The organism is Insulibacter thermoxylanivorax (assembly GCF_015472005.1).
Classification (GTDB): domain Bacteria; phylum Bacillota; class Bacilli; order Paenibacillales; family DA-C8; genus Insulibacter; species Insulibacter thermoxylanivorax.
This window is the reverse complement of the sequence record NZ_BMAQ01000014.1, coordinates 57707-78361: the sequence shown is the minus strand read 5'-3', so window position 1 is coordinate 78361 and position 20655 is coordinate 57707. Positions and strand designations below refer to the sequence as shown.

Sequence of the window (20655 nt, the reverse complement as noted above, 5' to 3'; positions counted from 1 at the left end):
ACGGGGTTGACGGATGCGTTGTATTGCCGCTTATTCTGGTTCTTGAAGATTGTCGGAGACGGCTAACTTTCGCAAAAATAAAAAGTTGTTTCTTACTCTCAAACCCCTTGAATACTAGTATACAAGGATGCAAGTATACCAGTGCTTTTGGATAATAAAAGAATGCAGCAGTACAGTGTTTTGGATAATAAAAGAATGCAGCAGTACAGTGTTTTGGTTACCAAAGGAATGCTAGAATAACATAGTATACCAGCCTTTTGGATACTAGTATACAAGGATACAAGGGGTTGAGGAGAGAAGATCATCGTCATCTAAATATCTATCGGGGTACTATTACAATTCTATACGCACGAGAATTTGAGCAAAGAAGTAAAGAGAGGAGGGATGCTGGAAGTGGAGACAGAGAAGAAGGTATGGTGGGCGACGCTTTCTTTTGAACATTGGAAATTCGTCGTCGCAGCAGTTGAAGAAGGATTGTGTTATATCGATCGGGAGGAGCAGCCCTATGATGAATGGTTGGCCTGGACTGGAAAGCACTGCCGAGGGTACACCCTTGTGCAGGATCCGGAACGGATGCGTCCATATATAGAACAAATTGAGGCCTATCTGAAAGGTCAGCTTAAAGAGTTCGATATGCCTCTGGTGTATAAGGGAACGGCTTTCCAGGAGGCGGTGTGGCGTTCCCTGTGCAAGATCCCATACGGGGAAACGGTGACTTACGCGCAGATCGCAGACGCGATCGGCCGTCCGAAGGCTGTACGTGCAGTAGGCGCGGCAGTTGGTGCGAACCCTTTGATGATCGTTATTCCGTGTCACCGGGTCATTGGGAAGGATCGGACGTTGACGGGATTCGGCGGCGGTCTTGACCTGAAAACGAGGCTGCTTGCGATCGAAGGTCTCACCGTGAGAGATGGGGTTGTGGAGGGTTGATACGAGCGCTGAGCTGATCGAATCCGAACAGACCGGCCTCTTCCATATAATTTGCGCCGACGCTGCTCATAAATGATTCATGATTTTCATATGGATGTCATATCGTGTATTAGAAGCGTCGATGGGTAATTTCATCTGTGTAAACCAATGAATGAATCGATACGACCGTGAATGAAAAAGGTGTTTGGCGCGATGCGGGATATAAGGGAGCTGAGGTGTCTGCAATTCTTCACATTCAGCAAATGTGTGTCACCCTAGACGAATGTCCTGCATACACTTGTTAGTGTATTAGATTGTATGGAGGAGGTTGAAAGGATGTCGATCGTAAAAGACACACGCTGCCGTGAGATCATCACCAAAGCAGTATGCGGCAAGGGTCGTAAGTTCTCACAAGTGACACATACCGTAACCCCGCCCCACAGACCGTCGAGCATTCTGGGCGCATGGCTTATAAACCACCAGTACGACGCGGTCAGAAGCGGTGACGGCATCGAGGTGGTAGGTACTTATGATATTAACATCTGGTATTCATACGACAAGAACACCAAAACGGACGTAGCTAAGGAAACGATCTCCTATTCCGAAATCGTACCGCTGTCCTATCTGGATCCGAAACACCGCACTTCCACGGAAGAAGTAACAGCGCAAGCGACGCAGGAACCAAGCTGTGTGGAAGCCAGCGTGTCATCCAACGGTCAACATGTGATCATCCGCGTGGAACGGGAATTCGAGGCGGAGATGATCGCCGAAACCAAGGTATGCGTGGTCGTATGTGAAGGCGGCTGCGATGATTTTGGTGATAAGACGCTTGATTTCGGCGACAGCATCTCGGGAGACTTCGACGACTTGGATGCAGATCTGTTGGATGATGAACTGTAATCTGGTCTCATTCAATCATATGCCGATTCTGGACGAATGGAGAGGGCGAGGGCCCTCTTTCTTTGTACTTTTGGCAGAACTATGAGTAGTCGGTTTATGGGTATGAGCGGAATGCGTGTGCAACAGTGAGAGGGGCGCAGGGTATAAGATGGCGACAGCGGCAGAACGGGCGGAAACGCTCGGATATGAAGCATATCAGCGTTGGCTGGGAAGAGTCATTCCACATCTGGGGCTTATGGGGACAGCGGCCTCGTCAGCCGAGACCTGGCTGGAAGGTTATGAGGGATGGCGGTACGCAGGGCGTGCTTATCAGCGCAAGGTATTCCGCCGGATCATGGCGTGGTGCGGGGTGCTGACAGATGAGGAGCGGGGAGCGGCAGCGATGACGCCGGAATACGAAGTGGCCGTCGTCGAGCACCGCGTGGTCGCCGTTTATCATCGCGTTGTGGCGAGGAGCGGCGGTGCACTCGGCTTGCCGCGGGAACTGCCGCTCCCCGCGGGCGGAGCAGACAGCGATCGCCTGCTCCGCCGCTTGGCGCGCACGGCGGTGCGCGCCGTATATGCGCTGGGCCTGGACTTTGGCCTGGTGCGCATCGTCTCCGCGCCGCGCGGCCGTCTGGCCGTACGCGGCGTGAATCCCTTCCCGGCGAGCATGCCCGAAGGGCTCGCCGGGAAATTCGCGGCGGCGCTAGCGGATAAAGCCGCCGCCGATCGAGCCGCGCAGCGCGTCAGCACGACCGATGTGATCCTCGGCCTCGATGTGGAGTTCGTGCTGACGACTTCGCGCGGCGAGTTGGTGCCGGCCGACCGCTTCCTGCCGCGCAGCGGAACGGCCGGCTATGACGCTGCCATGTTCGGCGGCAGCGTCGTCCATGCGCTGGCCGAACTGCGGCCGGCGCCGAGCGGCGAACCGCGGCAGCTGTTTGCCAATCTCCAGCGCGCCATGCGCGAAGCGGCACTTCGCATCACCGATCCCGCCCTCGAATGGCGTGCGGGCGGCTCTCCTGCGGCCGGCTGTTACACCGGCGGGCACATCCATCTAAGCGGTGTTCCACTTACCTTCGGGCTGCTGCGCAAGCTTGACGATTACCTCGCACTGCCGCTCTCGCTCCTCGAAGACCCGCGCTGCCTGGTGCGGCGTCCAACCTTTGGCTGGCTGGGCAATGCCCGTCTCAAACCGCATGGCGGGTTTGAATATCGCACGCCGGCCAGCTGGCTTGTCTCGCCCATCGTCACCCGCGGCGTTATCGCCTTAGCCAAGCTGATCGCTGCTCACGGGCATGTCCTTACGGCCAATCCGTCCCTTGACCTTCGTATACAGCGGGCGTACTATGAAGGCAGGAAAGAAGTGCTCCGAGAATGGATTCCCCTGTGGATGAACGAGATCAAGCAGGCGCCCTCCTATGCTTCGCTCGCTATGGATTTGGAGCCTTTCATCCACTTGATCGAATCAGGCTGGACCTGGAACGAGGATGACGATTTCCGCTCGGTCTGGGGAACCCCGGGTTTCTCAGATCTCTCCAATGATCGATTCACGTTCACAACGGGATCTGCGTAGATATGCATAGGGATCCGTATAGAAATCTGCACAGAGAGATGTTAGAGATCTGCGTAGATTCGCTAGAGAACTGCATAGAAATCTGCATAGAAATCTGCATAGAAATCTGCATTTAGATCTGCATAGATTTGCAGGTGTCTCTTTGTGCATATTCGTCGGGAACCTCACAGCAAATCATGATATAATAGACGAAGGTTATTCTGGAGGGATACGACCATTGGCCCAATATACCCCGATGATCCAACAATATTTGCAGATCAAAGCACAGGTGCCGGATGCTTTTTTATTTTTCCGGCTTGGTGATTTCTATGAAATGTTCTTCGACGATGCGATCTTGGCAGCGAAGGAACTGGAGATTACGCTGACCGGCCGGGACGGCGGCGCGGAGGAGCGCATCCCGATGTGCGGCGTTCCCTATCATTCTGCCGAGAACTACATCGCTAGATTGATAGAGAAAGGCTATAAGGTAGCCATCTGTGAACAAGTAGAAGATCCCGCCGAAGCCAAAGGCGTCGTGCGCCGCGAGATCGTGCGTATCGTGACGCCGGGCACGATCATGGAGGACAAGACGCTGCAGAGCTCGGCGAATAACTTCATCATGTCCGTCGCTGAGGAGACATTGCAAGACGGCGGGCAGCGCTGGGCGATTGCGGCCTGCGACTTGTCCACCGGAGAGCTGTACGTGACGGACTTCGAGGCCGATCAGGAGCAGCTGTACGAGGAGCTCAATGCGTACGATCCGGCTGAGGTGATCGCAGAAGGCGGCCTCCAAGCGGTCGTACATAGATTCCATGAACAGATGAACAAGAAGATGCTGATCACGACCAGCGGGACCAGGGATTCGGAGATCGCTGAGCGGCATTTTCCGCAGCAGGAGCTGGATGCTCTGTCTTCCGCAGCCCGGATCTGCATCGATCAGCTTATGACGTATCTCTACGATACGCAGAAGCGGTCTCTGTCCCATATCCGCGAGATTCGCCGCTATGACAAGCAGCAGTATATGATCCTCGATCCATACACACGGCGCAATCTTGAATTGACAGAGACCAGCCGCGACCGCTCGAAGAAAGGCTCCCTGTTGTGGCTGCTGGACAAGACGGTCACGGCGATGGGCGGACGCATGCTGCGCCGCTGGGTGGACAAGCCCCTGCTCAGCAAACAGCAGATCGAACAGCGGCAGGAGGCCGTGGAATGCCTGGTCGGACAGCTGATCACCCGGGAAGAGCTGAGGCAGCAGCTGCGCGAGATCTATGATATGGAACGGCTCGTCGGCCGGGTCGTCTATGGGACGGCGAATGCCCGTGACCTCAATGCGCTGAAGCAGTCTCTGAGGCAAGTGCCGCAGCTGATCGAACTGGCCGTATCTTCGGGGTCCGAGACCTTGCAGCAGCTCGTCCAGGACACCGACCCCTGTCAGGATATCGCTGAATGGATCGAGCAGACGATTGTTGACGATCCGCCGATCTCCGTGCGTGAAGGCGGTTTGATCAAACCCGGCTGCGATGAGAAGCTGGACCAGCTGCGGGAAGCCAGCACCAACGGCAAACGCTGGATCGCTGAATTGGAACAGCGTGAACGGGAGCGTACGGGCATCAAGTCCTTGAAGGTAGGATTCAACAAGGTATTCGGCTATTACATCGAAGTGACCCGGGCGAATCTTCATGCTCTGCCGGAAGGCATCTATGAGCGCAAGCAGACTTTGGCGAATGCGGAACGCTTCATCACCCCCGAGCTGAAGGAGAAGGAAGCGCTCATCCTGGAAGCCGAGGAGAAGATGGTCGATATCGAATACGATCTGTTCTGCCGGCTCCGCGAACGCATCGCGGCCGAGACCGGGCGCTTGCAGAAAGCGGCGGAGATGATCGCTGTCATCGATGCCTTGCAGTCCCTTGCAACGGTAAGCGCCGAACGACGTTATCGCAAGCCATTGATCACCGATCAATATGATATGGAGATCATCGAAGGACGGCATCCCGTCGTCGAAGCGGTACTTGGCGCCGATGAACCCTTCATCGCCAACGATACCAAGCTGAGTTACGATGAATGCCGGATGATGCTGATCACCGGACCGAATATGGCCGGCAAGAGCACCTACATGCGGCAGGTCGCTTATATCGCCATCATGGCGCAGATCGGCTGTTTCGTGCCGGCGGGAGAAGCAACGCTGCCGATCGTCGATCGCATCTTCACGCGGATCGGCGCTGCCGATGATGTCATCGGCGGGCAGTCGACCTTCATGGTAGAGATGAAGGATATCCAACAGATGACCGCTCGTGCTACACCGCGCAGCCTTGTGATCATCGATGAATTGGGACGCGGCACTTCGACGGGAGAAGGCATGGCGATAGCCCAGTCGGTGATCGAATATATCCATGACCGGATCGGCTGCAAGACGTTGGTGTCCACGCATTTTCATGAATTGGCCCATCTCGAACAGTCGCTTAAGTACCTGCAGAACTTTCGCATGGATGTGAAGGAAAGCGGCGAAGAGGTAACGTTCCTGCGCAAGTTAATCCGCGGTGCGGCCGATACGAGCTACGGAATCTATTGTGCGAAGATCGCCGGCTTGCCGGAATCGATCATCAGCCGTGCTTATCAGATCCTGAATACACTGGAGATCCGCACAAGCGAACTGCAATCCGCCGTGGCTTCCCAGCCCGTGCAGTTAAGTCTCTTCGATGATGTCGCGGCGATCCAAGAATCAAGCGAGCAGCGACAGCCGGATCTGCAGCACCATGCTGCCCAACCGCCAGCGATGCAGACCCTGCAGCCGGATGTTCAGCCAGCAGCAACTTCTGCAAATTCTGTACCTTCTGCACAGAATCTCCAGATAAGCGATGTGCCGCATCCCGCGGCAGAGGTGTACAAGCGTGTTCAAGAAGCTGATCTCATGAACATGACTCCGCTGCAAGCGATGCAATTCATACTGGAACTAAAATCCATCAAATAAATAAGGGTGAGCACAATGACGAAAGGCAAATTTTTCACGACTTTCAGCGGCAAGACGAACACGCAAACCACACTACTCATGAATCCCCGGGCGGGTTCAGCGATGCGCAGAAGCAGCAGCATGACGCTCAAGCGCAAATTCCTCATCTGCCTTCTCACCTTCGTCCTGCTGGCCGCTTATCCGATCTCGACCTATGCGGCCGAATCCTCTTCCAAGAACGGCATGCAAGTCCTTGAAGAGATCATGAACTTATTAAGAGATCATCATCTGCAGAATGTCAGTCAAGAGCAGCTGGTCGACGCTGCGATCAGAGGGATGGTTGAGTCCCTCGACGATCCTTACACGGTATATATGAATGCAGAAGAGTGGGAAGGGTATCAAAGCTCCATCGAGCAGGAATACGTGGGCATCGGAATCCAGCTTGGCGAGGACGAGCGCGGCGTATATGCACAGGATGTGTTCCCTGGCTCGCCGGCGCAGGAAGCCGGGATCCTGAAAGGGGACTATATCATCGCCGTGAACGGTCAGGATACAACGGCCATGACTGCCGATGAGATCGTTGAGATGATCCTCGGGGACGAGAACACCACCGTGGTAGTCACCATCTCCCGCGCCGGGTCACCGATGACCTACAAGATGGAGAGACGTCCCGTCAAGATCCCTAATGTGGAAACCCGCTGGTTCAGTGAAGGTTACGGATATATCCACATCAAGATGTTCTCCAACGATGCGGATGAATTGGTTGAGGAAGCTGTCAAAGAGATGAAGAAGAAAGGTCTCAAAGGACTCGTCGTCGATGTGCGCGGCAATCCCGGCGGTTACTTGGACACCGTGGCCTATATCACAGGAGAATTTCTCGCCGACGGCGTTGTCATGCATACGCGGGATAAGGATGGTCTGGACAGCCCGATCTCCATCCAGAACGGCAACCAATTGGATGTCCCTGTGGTCATCCTGATCGATGAGCGAAGTGCGAGCGGCTCCGAAGTGCTGGCAGGTGCGTTGCAGGATCATAAGCTGGCGAAGGTGATCGGGGTGCCTTCTTACGGCAAAGGCAGCGTGCAGTCGATCTTTCCGTTGTCGAACGGCGGCGTGCTGAAAACCACGGTTCAGGAATATCTGACACCGCACGGCCATCCTGTGAACGGCGTGGGGATTAAGCCGGATCTTGAAGTTCAGGGCAGCCTTCCTCAATTGTTAACCGGCTTGCGCGAGGTCGGCTTAACGAAGTTAACGCTTCGTGCAGCGCAGCATGAGCTGTTAATTAACGACGTTAACTTTAATGAATCTCTGCCGTACATCGTCCAAGAGGATCGCGTCTATGTTCATTCGCGGGTACTCGCTGCACTTTCGGGCTTGCAGGTGACGTGGGACGGCGCGGCCCAACAAGTGGTGCTGCAAGGGCATAATACCGATTACCGCTATTCCCTGGATGCACCGGAAGTGTTACAGCAAGAGGGTATGACCTATCTGGAGCTCAACAGCTTTGCAGATGAAGCAGCGGGATTCAGCTGGTCCTATGCCGACGGTGTCTTAACGCTGTCGATCGAGTAACGATATTGGACCATTTGACTAAGATATTTGACTACTAACCGGAGGTGGTTCGTGATGGGGATCATACATGTATTGGACGAGCACGTCGCCAATCTCATCGCCGCTGGCGAAGTCGTCGAACGGCCTGCCTCCGTGGTCAAAGAGCTTGTTGAGAACGCCATCGATGCGGACGCGGATCAGGTGCGCATCCAGATCGAGGAGGGCGGCCTTACCCTGATCCGCGTCACGGACAACGGCCGAGGCATCGCGCCGGAGGATGTGCCGACGGCCTTTCAGCGCCATGCGACGAGCAAGGTGCGGGACAGCCGCGATCTGCACCAGATCCGCACCCTCGGCTTTCGCGGTGAAGCATTGCCGAGCATCGCATCCGTCGCTCGCGTCGAGCTTATCACTTCAACAGATAAGAGCGGTCTCGGCAAGATCTGTGTGATCGAAGGCGGGGAAGTGAAGAAGATCGAGGATATCCGCACGACGAAGGGGACGGATATCACCGTGCGGGATCTTTTTTATAATACGCCTGCCAGGCTCAAATATATGAAAACCATTCAGACGGAATTCGGGCATATCTCCGATTATATCTACAGGCTGGCCTTCGCCCATCCGAACATCGCGTTCACCTTGGTTCACAATGATAAGCTCGTGCTGCGAACGCCGGGCGGGGGCGATCTTCTGCAGACGATCGCCGCCGTATACGGCACCGCCGCCGCGCGCAGCATGCTGCGGGTGCAAGCCGAGGATGCCGACTTTACGCTGTTCGGCTGGATCGGCAAACCAGAGCTTACGCGTGCCAATCGCTATGGGATGACGACGATCGTCAACGGCCGCTATGTGCGCAGCTACGCGCTGCAGACGGCGATCGTTCAGGCTTACCATACGCTGCTGCCGATCAATCGTTATCCGCTGGTCGTCCTGCAGCTGACGATGGATCCATCGCTGGTCGATGTTAACGTCCATCCTGCGAAGCTCGAGGTGCGGTTCAGCAAGGAACGCGAGCTGATGAAGTTCATCGAGACTGAGCTGGGACGCGTCCTGCGCGGCGCCGATCTGATCCCGCGCTTGCGCGGACACCAGGAGCGTCAAGCCGTCATCCAGGAGCAGCTCAAGTTCCAAGACAGCGTTCCAACACGAGGCTCTGGAAGCGAGACGCAGGAGCGGCAGGAAGGCGGCCGGATGATGCGGCGAGGATTAGACGGCCTGTATCAGCCGAGAACCGCAGATCTTGAGACTGGGACGGTTTATAACGGGCAGGCTGGGCGCAGAGCAACGGCATCGCCGCTCAAGTCATCGACTCCCGATGCCGCCTCCGTCGATTGGCAGCCGTATCTGGAGACCAAGGAACCGGCGGCATCGCCGGAATCCCGCAGGCTGCCGCAGCTGCGCGTCATCGGACAGGTGCACGGCACCTATATCATCGCGGAGAATGAGGAGGGACTCTTCCTCATCGATCAGCACGCCGCCCATGAGCGGATTAATTACGAGCGCTTCTACCGCAAGTTTGGTCAGCCCGAGCAGGTTTCCCAAGAACTGCTCGTGCCGATTACGATGGAGTTCACACCCTCCGAAGCGGAGGTGCTGCGATCCCGCTCCGCATTATTTTCGCAGATCGGGGTTTACTTCGAACCCTTCGGTGGGAATACATTTATAATAAGGTCGGTGCCGGAGTGGATGCCGAAGGGCGAGGAACTGGAGATCCTGCAGGAGATCACGGAATGGGTGCTGCAGGACAGATCCCTGGATATAGCCAAGCTGCGGGAACAATCCGCGATCCTTACCGCTTGCAAAGCTTCGCTCAAGGCCAATGACTATCTCAGCCGCGAGGAGATCGAATCGCTTCTCGCGCAGCTGGCAGCGTGCGACAACCCCTTCACCTGTCCCCATGGGCGCCCCGTCATCGTCAGCTTCTCTACTTACGAACTTGAGAAAATGTTCAAAAGGGTGATGTGATGATCGTGACAACTTCCTTCCGTCCTTCACCCAGGCTGGTTGAAGAAGCAGAGCGCTGGGCGGAGCAGCTTGGGCTCAGGCTGGTGAAGCGGGGCAATCGGACGATCTCCGCTTTACAGCGCCGATATAAAGTGAGAGATGTATTGGTGGTTACCGAGGAAGGGCTGAGGTGTTACCGGGAGGCGAATCCGCCGCTGTTTTTTCATCCCGGCTCGGCCTTCTTCCGCATCAAGCGGATGCTGGCCACAGGTGAACAGGAACCGCTGCTTACGATTCCCGGCGTTCAGCCTGGGGACACCATCGTGGACTGTACCGCCGGCCTTTGTTCCGATGCGCTCACCTTCTCCTATGCGGTCGGCGAGCGCGGCCGGGTGATCGCGATCGAAGCGGATCCCACCGTCAGCCTCATCGTCCGCGAAGGGCTTCGCACTTACGAGACGGAACTGCCCGAAGTCAACGAAGCGATGCGCCGCATCGAGGTGATGCAGGGCGATCATCGCAAGATTCTGAGTGGGATGCCGGATCGCAGTGCAGATATCGTGTATTTCGATCCGATGTTCCGCTCGCCGATCGAAGAATCCAGCGGCATCGCGCCGCTTAGAAGCTTTGCGTGCGAGCAGCCGATTACCGCGGAAGCCGTGGCGGAAGCAAGACGCGTGGCGCGGCGCGCCGTGGTGATGAAAGAACTGCGGGGGAGCAGCCAGTTTGCGAAACTGGGCTTTGTCGAAGATGATCGACGCAACTCGAAAATCGCGTATGGAGTGATTCGCATCTAATGGATACAGCAGGACAGGTGAATACAACACAACAGGACAAACCGCGGCACAATTTGCTGGTGCTTGTTGGACCGACGGCCGTCGGCAAGACCGCTCTCAGTCTGAAACTGGCCGAAAGCTTCGATTGTGAGATCATCTCCGGCGACTCGATGCAGGTGTACCGGGGCATGGACATCGGCACGGCGAAGGCGACCCCGGAAGAGCGGGCGAAGGTGCCCCATCATCTGATCGATATTCGCGATCCGGATGAAGCCTATTCTGTATCGGACTTTCAGGAGGAATGCACGCGGGCGATTGAAGCGATCGCCTCCCGCGGCAAACTGCCCTTCATCGTAGGCGGGACGGGACTTTATATCCAGTCCGTGGTTTACGGCTATCGCTTCAGCGAGGCTGGACAGGATGAAACCTTCCGCCAGGAACTAAAGGCTTATGCCGAGACCCATGGTGCCAAGGCGCTGCATGACCGCTTGCGGAAGATCGATCCTGCATCTGCTGACCGCCTGCATGAGAATGATATCCGCCGTGTGATCCGCGCTCTCGAAGTCTATCATCTGACGGGGCGCACGCTGACCGAATACCTGGCCAAGCAGCCCAAGGAATCGCCGTATCATACCTGCATCATCGGTCTGACGATGGAGCGCAGCCAGCTGTATCGCAATATCGAACAGCGCGTGGATCTAATGATCGAACAGGGATTGATCGAAGAAGTGCAGCGTTTATTGGACAGCGGATATGGTCCGGGATTGATTTCTATGCAAGGTTTGGGGTATAAAGAGATCATAGGATATCTGCTCGGCGAATATAATAGGGAACATGCGATCGAACTGCTTAAACGCAACACGCGTCGCTTCGCCAAACGCCAGTTGTCCTGGTTTCGGCATATGCGCGGCATCATCTGGATCGACGTCACGGACCGGGCAAAATTCGATTCCAATCTTGCCAGAATTAATGATATAATTAGGAATAAATTTTACTCTGATGCATGATCAGCGGCCGTCGGCAGCCTCCATCACCTTATAAACAGGAGCTTTGCGCGGTGAAGACGATGCGAACGCTGCCCGCCCGCCATTCATCATTCAATCGTATGCTTTAAAGTCAGCTGATTAAGCTCGGACTTATGATCGCCAATATATATAGGAGGTTTCATCCCATGAACAAACCCATTAATATTCAAGACCATTTCCTGAATCAACTGCGTAAGGACAATGTACCGGTCACCGTCTATCTGACCAACGGCTTCCAGATCCGCGGAGTCGTGCGCGCCTTTGACAATTTCACGGTTATCCTTGACAGTGAAGGGCGGCAGCAGATGATCTACAAGCATGCGATTTCGACCTTTACGCCGCAGCGCAATATCAATCTGATGCCTGAACCTGCAGAATCCTAATCCGGGTGATGTTGGTTAGGATGATGTAAGGGCTTACGAAGCTGATTCGGTTGCTGGTGCGACTGGAGTCAGCTTTTTTGCGCTTTGCGAACCTGTTAATCTTGATAAAATATAGCGATGTATGGAAAAATAAACAGAGATCATAGATTACCATACGGATAGGAAGGTTACGAGATACGATGAGTTTCGAAACCGAGGAGGTTCAACATACGATTCCTGCAAACCGAAGTGCATTGCTCCTGCACGGGTTTACCGGCGCCCCTTCCGATGTAGAGCCGATTACGCATATGCTTGAAGCCCATGGCTGGAACTGCCGGGCACCTTATCTGCCGGGACACGAGGATGGGTTCGCGAGGATCGGCGAAGTGAACTGGATGGATTGGCTGAAAGAAGCGGAGGAAGAGGCAGAGACCTGTGCTAAACGATACGGCTCTTTCTCCGTTGTCGGGTTCTCCATGGGCGGCCTGCTCGCTGCCTATATCGCGAATCGCTATCCGGTGGATCGGGTCGTTCTTCTGAATGCCGCAGTCATCTATATCAGTCCGGGCAGGTATATCTCTTTCTTCCTGGAGAAGTTTCGCCGCCGGGATCTCTCCCATTTTCGCAGGATCGCGAAGATCCCTCAGTCGGCGGTGATGCAGTTCGTCAGGCTGGCCTCTAGGCTGCGCCGCGAGTTCCGCTCCGTCAGACAGCCGACCTTGATCTGTCAATCGGGCCGCGATCAGATCGTGCATCCGCGAAGTGCTGATTACCTGCGCAGGGTGATCCCCGGCCGGACGGAAGTCATCATGTTTCCGCGTTCGAAACATGTGATCTGTTGGGATGTGGAACAGGAAGAGGTCGTCACCTCCGTTGAGCGTTTCCTGGTTCACTCATAGGAGATCTAAGCAAGTTCATGTCACGATTTCTGGGCTGCTGCGTATATATAGCTTATAACCTGCAGCTGATCACATACGGCATACGGGCGACAGCCTGCGGCTTATGTCATGTTAGTTAACGCGTGCAGGTGATAACATGACGATCAGAAGGTGGTGCCTAGATTGAGCGATCATGTAGTGGCTTCTGTAAGAACATCTCCACCGCCGTCCCGTCAGATCAATGTCATCCTGCGGCGAGTCGATGAAGCGGAAGCAGGGGCGAGGACGAAGGCGAAGCGCTGGTCGGAGACAGCGGGTGCACCGGAGCCCTTCGCAGAGATTGCGCGCGAGTTGGATGAGATGGTCGGCATGGAGCAGGTCAAGGAGACGATCTTCGAGATCTATGCGCTTCTGCAGATTGCTCAATATCGGGCGGAAGCCGGGCTCGCTTGCAGCCCGCAAGTCTACCACATGATATTCCGCGGCAATCCCGGCACGGGGAAGACTACCGTCGCCAGGCTGATCGCGAAGCTCTTTCGCACGATGGGCGTACTGAGCAAGGGACATTTTATCGAGGCGGAGCGGGCGGATCTGGTCGGCGAATATATCGGTCATACGGCGATTAAGACCCGGGAACTTATCAAACGCTCCCTCGGCGGCGTGCTGTTCATCGATGAAGCCTACAGCCTGACGCGGGGCGGAGAGAAGGATTTTGGCAAGGAAGCCATCGATACCTTGGTCAAGGCTCAGGAGGATTATAAGGATCAGTTTGTCTTGATCTTAGCGGGATATCCTGATGAGATGGATGAATTTATGGCGATGAACCCCGGACTTCCTTCGCGGTTTCCGATTCAGATTGATTTTCCTGACTATACACTGGATCAGCTGCTGATGATCGCAGAGAAGATGCTGAAGGAGCGGGAATATGTCTTCCTGCCGCAAACCTTCATGCGGTTCAAACACTATCTGCAAGAGGAAAGGGCGAAGTTCCTGCGCGGCTTCAGCAATGCCCGGTTTGTGCGCAATACGATCGAACGCTGTATCCGCCAACAAGCGGTGAGGCTGCTTAAGCAGCATCCGTCCGGGTCTATAACCAAACAGGAATTGATGCAGATCTGTCCAGAGGATCTTAAGATCGACCCCAGCGGTCGCCATCAGATCTACCTGTAATCGGGATCTATGATTAGAACCACCCAACATGTTACATAGGAGCTAAGCGATATGAGAAGATCTCCCATCGAAACCCAATCAACCGTACAAGAAAGAGCGATTCTTGTCACTGTCGAGATGAAGGCGAAAGAGCAGCCTGAAGAAGCCGTACAACATTCCCTCGAAGAACTGCGGAGCTTAGCGGAGACGGCGGGCGTAGAAACGGTAGAAACGGTCGTCCAATATCGGGACAGCATCGACGCCGCTTGGTATATCGGCAAAGGCAAGGTTGAAGAGATCCGCATGCTGAAGGAGATGCATGAGGCCAACGTCATCATCTTCAACCAGGAATTATCCGGCGCTCAGGTGCGCAACTTGGAGTCGGCGATCGATGCGAAGATCATCGACCGCACGCAGCTCATCCTCGATATCTTCGCTCAACGGGCGAAGACAAGAGAGGGAAAGCTGCAAGTGGAACTGGCGCAGCTGCAGTACCTGCTGCCGAGACTCGCGGGGCATTACAAGAATCTCTCCCGCCTCGGCGGGGGCATCGGTACCCGCGGTCCCGGGGAGACGCAGCTTGAGACGGACCGCCGACATATCCAGCGGCGGATCCGCGACCTCAAAGAGCAGATCGAAGAGGTGAAGCGCCACCGACAGCTGCACCGCACAAAGCGACGTCGTTCCGGAGTCACACAGCTCGCGCTTGTCGGCTACACCAATGCGGGCAAATCGACGCTGCTCAACCGCTTGACGAAGGCGGATGTGTTAGCGGAGGATAATCTGTTCGCAACCCTCGACCCAACGTCGCGGCGATTGACGCTGCCGAATGGATTGGACCTGGTGCTGACCGATACCGTCGGCTTCATCCAGAACCTGCCTCACGACCTGGTTGCCGCCTTCCGCGCTACGCTGGAGGAGGTCAATGAAGCGGACATCATCCTGCATGTCGTTGACAGTTCATCGCCGATGCGGGATCAGCAGATGGCCGTTGTCGAAGAGGTGCTTGCGGAACTCGGAGCACAAGGCAAGGACAGGATCGTCATATTCAATAAGATCGACCTGCTCACGCCGGAAGAGCAGGATACGCTGATCGCGAAGGATCCCTGGATGAGGATCTCTGCCTACAGCGATGAGGATCTTGAACGCGTTGTCCAATATCTGCAAGACAGGTTAGAGGAAGAGGAGCACCTGTACCGCATTCCGATCATCCGCGGTGATCTCATCGCAAAGATCTATCGCATAGGCGGGGTCGTTCGTCAGGAAGAAGAGGAGGCGGAGGCGGAATCGATCCTGCTCCGGGTAAGCGCGAGGTCCTCGATTCTCGCGCAAGTTGCCCGCGAGCTCGAGGATTATCGTGTGGAATAGCCGCGGCGGATGTTTTTGTCATGACTTTATGCTATGTTGGTGAATGGGCTCTGCCATAGGCTGGTTAGAGTCCGCACTTATATGCTTGCGTTATCGATTGATTATTATCAGGGACGAGGAGAGTAGACACATTGACAGCACGAATGCGCGAATTGTTCGAACGATACAAAGATCTAATCGAAAGAGCAGAGAATTTAGCCAAGCCTTATTTTGAAGGGGTGGAACGCACTGCGGAGTACAATCAAGCGAAGGTGATCGAAGCTTTCCAAGCACAGCGGGTCAGCGACTTCCATCTGAATTCCTCCACAGGTTATGGATACAATGATCTAGGCAGAGAGGTGCTGGATCAGATCTATGCGGATGTATTCGGTGCAGAAGCTGCGCTGGTAAGGCCGCACTTCGCATCGGGCACCCATGCGATCGGCACAGCGCTCTTCGGGGTGCTGCGGCCGGGAGATCACCTTCTGTACATCACAGGCACGCCTTATGACACGCTTCACAAAGTGATCGGCCAAGAGGGGGACGGAACCGGCTCCATGCGGGATCTTGGGATCTCCTACAGCGAAGTGGCGCTGCGCGAGGATGGTTCCGTTGATTGGGACGCTGTGCGGCAGGCAGTCACCCCGCAGACGAAGGTGATCGGCATACAGCGTTCCCGCGGATATTCTTGGCGGCGTTCTTTCAGCATCGCCGATATTGCGGAGATGGTGAATCAGATCCGCGCGATTCGCCAGGATCTCATCATCTTCGTTGATAACTGTTACGGCGAATTTGCGGAGATCTATGAACCGACGGAAGTCGGCGTTGACCTGATGGCAGGCTCCCTGATCAAAAACCCCGGCGGCGGCCTGGCGCATACCGGCGGCTATATCGTCGGCAAGAAACGCTATGTGGATCTTGCGGCTTATCGTCTGACGGTGCCGGGTCTCGGCGGTGAAGTAGGTGCGATGCTTGGGGCCACGGCGCTGATGTATCAAGGGCTGTTCATGGCTCCTCATACCGTTGGACAAGCTCTGAAGGGAAGCATCCTGACTTCAGCGGTCTTCCAAGAACTAAGCTATGTGACCTCGCCGACGGTGGATGAACCGCGGACGGACATCATTCAGGCGATTCGCTTCCATGATGCGGAGGAATTGATCGCTTTTGTTCAAGGGATCCAGCGGGCTTCGGCCATCGATTCCCACGTCGTGCCGGTTCCGTCGGATATGCCTGGATATGAACATCAAGTCATTATGGCTGCGGGCACTTTTATCCAAGGGGGAAGTTTGGAGCTTTCGGCGGATGCGCCGATTCGTGAACCTTATATTGCATATGTACAGGGTGGACTAACCTATGCCCATGCGAAGCTGGGAGTACTAACAGCGCTTGATCATCTGGTCCAGAGCGGGCGAATCGATCCGGCCAAGATCTGAGGACGACCTGGATCACGATCCGCTCATATCTGGGTTGCCCAGGCAAGCAGTAACAGTGTGTGTTCACAAACCTCACATCGATTGACACCTTATCTGAACATGATACAATGATGGGTAACTTCAATAACTAAATTAGGTGGTGTGGTCCCATGAGTGATGAACTCCGTCGCAACATGGCCTTGTTTCCGATCAGTACGGTGATGAAACTGACGGACCTGTCTGCGCGGCAGATTCGTTACTATGAACAGCATGGACTGGTTAGACCTGCACGCACCAAAGGCAACCAGCGTCTGTTCTCCTTTAACGATGTAGAGCGATTGCTGGAGATCAAGAGCCTCATCGAGAAGGGCGTCAATATCGCGGGGATTAAACAGATGCTGAAGCCGGTCAATTCGGACTCAGAAGAAGCGACAGTCATCACACCGCAGAGCGAAGAACAACGGCGGAAATTTGCAGATTCCAAGCAGTTCCGCCGGTTGATGAAGCACCAGATGCTAACGGGCAATCGATACAATAGGACAACCTTATTGCAAGGAGAGCTTGCAAGGTTTTTCAAAACATAACACGCGTTCGACAATGATGAAGGAGTTGTTCATGTGGGGTATACAAAGGAAGACATCCTCAAACAAGCAAGAGATAATAACGTAAAATTCATCCGGCTGCAGTTTACAGATCTGCTGGGAACGATTAAGAACGTTGAGATCCCGGTTAACCAGCTGGAGAAAGCCTTGGACAACAAGATGATGTTCGACGGTTCCTCCATCGAAGGATATGTAAGGATCGAGGAGTCGGATATGTATCTCTATCCGGATCTCAACACCTGGGTTATCTTCCCCTGGGTGACAACGGACCGCGTCGCGCGTCTGATCTGCGACGTCTATCTGCCGGATGGACAGCCTTTCCCTGGGGATCCGCGCAACATCTTGAAGCGGAACCTGAAGATCGCCGAAGAGATGGGGTTCACCGCGATGAATGTCGGTCCGGAACCGGAGTTTTTCCTGTTTAAGACCGATGAGCGCGGGGCCCCGACTCTGGAGCTGAATGATCACGGCGGATATTTCGATCTTGCGCCTACGGACCTCGGGGAGAACTGCCGGCGTGAGATCGTGTTGACGCTTATGGAGATGGGCTTCGAGATCGAGGCCTCCCATCATGAAGTATCCCCGGGACAGCACGAGATCGACTTCAAATATGCGGACGCCGTAACGGCCGCGGATCAGATCCAGACCTTCAAACTCGTCGTGAAGACCATCGCCAGACAGCACGGCTTGCATGCCACATTCATGCCGAAGCCGCTGTTCGGGATGAACGGCTCCGGGATGCACTGCCATCTCTCGCTGTTCAAGGGCGATACCAATGCTTTCTACGATCCGGATGATGAACTGGGTCTAAGCGAGACCGCGCGTCAATACATGGCGGGCATCTTGTACCATGCGCGGGCCTTCACCGCGGTGACGAACCCGACGGTCAATTCCTACAAACGCCTCGTACCCGGTTATGAAGCGCCCTGCTATGTGGCTTGGTCGGCAAGCAACCGCAGCCCGATGATCCGCATCCCTGCCTCCCGCGGCTTAAGCACGCGCATCGAGGTGCGCAGTCCCGATCCATCGGCCAATCCTTATCTAGCTCTCGCGGTTATGCTGCGCGCCGGTTTGGATGGTATCGAGAAGAAGATGGAACTGCCGGAGCCGGTGGATCGCAATATCTATATCATGTCCGAGGAAGAGCGCATCCAGAACGGCATCCCCAGCCTGCCGAAGTCGCTGCGGGAAGCGATCGATGAACTCGTGCGCGATGAAGTGATGTGTGACGCCCTCGGCGAACATGCCTTGACGAATTTCCTCGAACTCAAAGAGATCGAATACGATATGTACCGTACCCATGTTCATCAATGGGAACGCGACCAATACATGACTTTATATTAAGGACATATTAAGATAAAACGGACAAGCCCTTATCTTTAGACTGCCGATTCCCACGATTGGCAGTCTTTTTTTGCTGTGCATGATGGAACACGAGAAAAATTTGATCATTCCCATTGAATGCGAACGTATATTCGAGTATATAATATAGATAAGAGACAGAATGTATGTTCGCATGAATGTTGGATCACACGATGACCGCTGAATCTCGCTCAGTCCATAAGCCCAGGAGGGGGACATGATGAGGATGGATCGCTATATCGGCAGAAGTGTGGAGCTCATCTATATGGATCGGATGCACAGATGCAGTAAGCGGATCGTCACCGTTCACCGCGTGAAGGGCAGCCTCGTGCTCGCCTATGATCAGGAGAAACGGGGATATCGCACCTTCCATATGGATCAGATCCTCGCTTTATTTCCGCTTTCGGCATGATCGATGGAGATGCTCTGGTTCGGCGCGTTTTAAGCCTCGGCAAGTCCGGATAGTTTTATACGAGTTTTCTTAATAATGATCCATGCACAGCCAGCTTTTTGCGGTTATTGTCCTAATCAATATAGACCGAGAAGTGAAGGAGAAGAACTCGATCGAAGGTTTTTGTCCTTGGGGCATTGCCCATCACATGAACAATCGGCAGCGCTATTGCACTGCCGATCTGCTTGTGATTAATAGATCTCCCTATAAAGTCCGATGACCTTGCCGAGAATCTTCACATTGCGCAAGCGAATCGGTTCCATGGCTGAGTTCTCCGGCTGTAAGCGAATATGGTCGCTTTCCTTGTAGAACCGCTTCACCGTCGCTTCATCATCCTCGGTCATCGCCACTACGATATCGCCGTTGTTCGCCGTTGATTGCTGGCGGACGATGACATAGTCTCCGTCATGGATGCCTGCCTCGATCATGCTGTCGCCGACGACGGCTAACATGAATACCGTATGGTCGCCGACCATATGAGCAGGCAGTGGATAGTAATCCTCGATATTCTCGGTAGCTAATATTGGAACGCCAGCAGTTACCTTGCCGATGAGCGGTACGCGTGCAACGGATTCAGGGAAGACATTGCTGTCCAGAGAACCGTCCGTGATCTCAATCGCGCGGGGTTTCGTAGCATCCCGGCGGATGAGGCCTTTCTTCTCCAGGCGGTCGAGATGACCATGAACCGTAGAACTGGAGGCCAAGCCAACCGCTTCACCGATCTCTCTGACGGAGGGAGGGTAACCCTTGGTGCGTACTTCGTGTTTAATAAAATCAAGGATTGCTTGCTGTCTGCTCGATAGCTTGGTCATATTGTAATCACTCCGTTTACTGGATTCTCCTAGGTAAATAATAACACAGAACCGCAGTTCGTACAAACATAAGTTCGAGTTTTTACTTATTTATATTCATCACGGTCTTTCTAACTTTTTCATATTTCTTATTGACACAAACGTTTGTTCGTATTATGATATAACCAGAACAAATGTTTGGAGGATGTATCTATGGTTGCAGTGACTGTTTTGGGATATATGGGAACGGAACATGACCACCATCATAGATCGAAGACGAAACGAGGCCAGCGCGGCCGTCACAGGCATTATGCTTTATTTTTTATGAACCGCAAGATGACAGCCGTTATCTTGACCGTTTTGTTCTTAGGCATATTGATCGGCATGCTTATAGGCAATAGTTCCGTATTCGCTTCATCGGCTGCGAATCCTTATGCTGAAGCGAGGGTCGATCAGATTCAGCCATACGGCGGCGATGAGGGAAACCCAGGGGACAGCGGATTTGAACAGGGGGCCACGGTGAAAGTGCAAGCCGGTGATACTTTATGGAAGATTGCCAGAGAACATAAACCTAAGCACGTCCATATCCATGATTACATCGGACGATTGAAGGACATGAACGGCTTAACGGGCAGCATACTGTATGAGGGGATGCTGCTGAGGCTGCCATAACCGCTGGGGGCAGCGGGATGGAGGATCTCGAATC

General features: G+C 54.4%; 18 protein-coding genes. 17 read left to right on the top strand and 1 reads right to left on the bottom strand.

Translation table 11 applies throughout. The features are described 5' to 3' along the window. Positions 1-384: 384 nt before the first annotated feature. From PRECH8_RS07850 to PRECH8_RS07775, 16 genes are all read left to right on the top strand, one after another. The gene (locus tag PRECH8_RS07850) at positions 385-930 is read left to right on the top strand and encodes a methylated-DNA--[protein]-cysteine S-methyltransferase (protein WP_200966540.1); all 546 of its coding nucleotides are present in this window, start codon (positions 385-387) and stop codon (positions 928-930) included. A gap of 315 nt (positions 931-1245) precedes the next feature. Then, positions 1246-1809 carry an outer spore coat protein CotE gene (locus PRECH8_RS07845; protein ID WP_200966539.1) on the top strand — a complete coding sequence of 188 codons (564 nt, stop codon included), beginning with the start codon at positions 1246-1248 and terminating at the stop codon, positions 1807-1809. A 148-nt stretch (positions 1810-1957) separates the two neighbouring features. Beyond that, positions 1958-3367 carry a putative amidoligase domain-containing protein gene (locus tag PRECH8_RS07840; RefSeq protein WP_200966538.1) on the top strand — a complete coding sequence of 470 codons (1410 nt, stop codon included), beginning with the start codon at positions 1958-1960 and terminating at the stop codon, positions 3365-3367. 217 nt (positions 3368-3584) lie between these two features. After that, positions 3585-6317 (top strand): DNA mismatch repair protein MutS, encoded by a 2733-nt coding sequence (gene mutS, locus PRECH8_RS07835; RefSeq protein WP_200966537.1) that lies wholly within the window; start codon positions 3585-3587, stop codon positions 6315-6317. 15 nt (positions 6318-6332) lie between these two features. Further along, positions 6333-7871, top strand: coding sequence for a S41 family peptidase (locus PRECH8_RS07830; RefSeq protein ID WP_200966536.1), 1539 nt, complete (start codon positions 6333-6335; stop codon positions 7869-7871). Positions 7872-7925: 54 nt separating this feature from the next. Then, positions 7926-9815 (top strand): DNA mismatch repair endonuclease MutL, encoded by a 1890-nt coding sequence (gene mutL / locus PRECH8_RS07825; RefSeq protein WP_200966535.1) that lies wholly within the window; start codon positions 7926-7928, stop codon positions 9813-9815. Next, positions 9815-10591: a class I SAM-dependent methyltransferase gene (locus tag PRECH8_RS07820; RefSeq protein WP_200966534.1), complete on the top strand. Its 777-nt coding sequence runs from the start codon at positions 9815-9817 to the stop codon at positions 10589-10591. The genes mutL and PRECH8_RS07820 overlap by 1 nt, the downstream gene beginning before the upstream one ends. Then, positions 10591-11577 carry a tRNA (adenosine(37)-N6)-dimethylallyltransferase MiaA gene (gene miaA, locus PRECH8_RS07815; protein ID WP_200966533.1) on the top strand — a complete coding sequence of 329 codons (987 nt, stop codon included), beginning with the start codon at positions 10591-10593 and terminating at the stop codon, positions 11575-11577. Before PRECH8_RS07820 ends, miaA begins: the two co-directional genes overlap by 1 nt. 164 nt (positions 11578-11741) lie before the next feature. Continuing rightward, the gene (hfq, locus tag PRECH8_RS07810) at positions 11742-11978 is read left to right on the top strand and encodes an RNA chaperone Hfq (protein WP_200966532.1); all 237 of its coding nucleotides are present in this window, start codon (positions 11742-11744) and stop codon (positions 11976-11978) included. A gap of 179 nt (positions 11979-12157) precedes the next feature. Then, the gene (locus PRECH8_RS07805) at positions 12158-12856 is read left to right on the top strand and encodes an alpha/beta hydrolase (protein ID WP_200966530.1); all 699 of its coding nucleotides are present in this window, start codon (positions 12158-12160) and stop codon (positions 12854-12856) included. Positions 12857-13018: 162 nt separating this feature from the next. Continuing rightward, the gene (locus PRECH8_RS07800; RefSeq protein WP_242457490.1) at positions 13019-14005 is read left to right on the top strand and encodes an AAA family ATPase; all 987 of its coding nucleotides are present in this window, start codon (positions 13019-13021) and stop codon (positions 14003-14005) included. Positions 14006-14056: 51 nt separating this feature from the next. Beyond that, positions 14057-15352, top strand: coding sequence for a GTPase HflX (gene hflX / locus PRECH8_RS07795; protein WP_200966529.1), 1296 nt, complete (start codon positions 14057-14059; stop codon positions 15350-15352). Between the two features lie 143 nt (positions 15353-15495). After that, a complete protein-coding gene (locus PRECH8_RS07790; protein ID WP_200966570.1) occupies positions 15496-16764 on the top strand; it encodes a methionine gamma-lyase family protein in 1269 nt (422 codons plus the stop codon). A 149-nt stretch (positions 16765-16913) separates the two neighbouring features. Continuing rightward, entirely contained in the window at positions 16914-17327 is a 414-nt protein-coding gene (locus PRECH8_RS07785; protein WP_200966528.1) for a MerR family transcriptional regulator, read from the top strand. Positions 17328-17360: 33 nt separating this feature from the next. Beyond that, positions 17361-18689 carry a type I glutamate--ammonia ligase gene (gene glnA, locus PRECH8_RS07780; RefSeq protein ID WP_200966527.1) on the top strand — a complete coding sequence of 443 codons (1329 nt, stop codon included), beginning with the start codon at positions 17361-17363 and terminating at the stop codon, positions 18687-18689. 238 nt (positions 18690-18927) lie between these two features. Continuing rightward, positions 18928-19119 (top strand): hypothetical protein, encoded by a 192-nt coding sequence (locus PRECH8_RS07775; RefSeq protein WP_200966526.1) that lies wholly within the window; start codon positions 18928-18930, stop codon positions 19117-19119. A 230-nt stretch (positions 19120-19349) separates the two neighbouring features. Here PRECH8_RS07775 and lexA read toward each other — a convergent pair whose 3' ends face one another. Next, positions 19350-19970 (bottom strand): transcriptional repressor LexA, encoded by a 621-nt coding sequence (gene lexA, locus PRECH8_RS07770; protein WP_200966525.1) that lies wholly within the window; start codon positions 19968-19970, stop codon positions 19350-19352. A gap of 192 nt (positions 19971-20162) precedes the next feature. Here lexA and PRECH8_RS07765 point away from each other — a divergent pair, with 192 nt between their 5' ends. After that, a complete protein-coding gene (locus tag PRECH8_RS07765) occupies positions 20163-20621 on the top strand; it encodes a LysM peptidoglycan-binding domain-containing protein (protein ID WP_200966524.1) in 459 nt (152 codons plus the stop codon). Positions 20622-20655 lie beyond the last annotated feature (34 nt).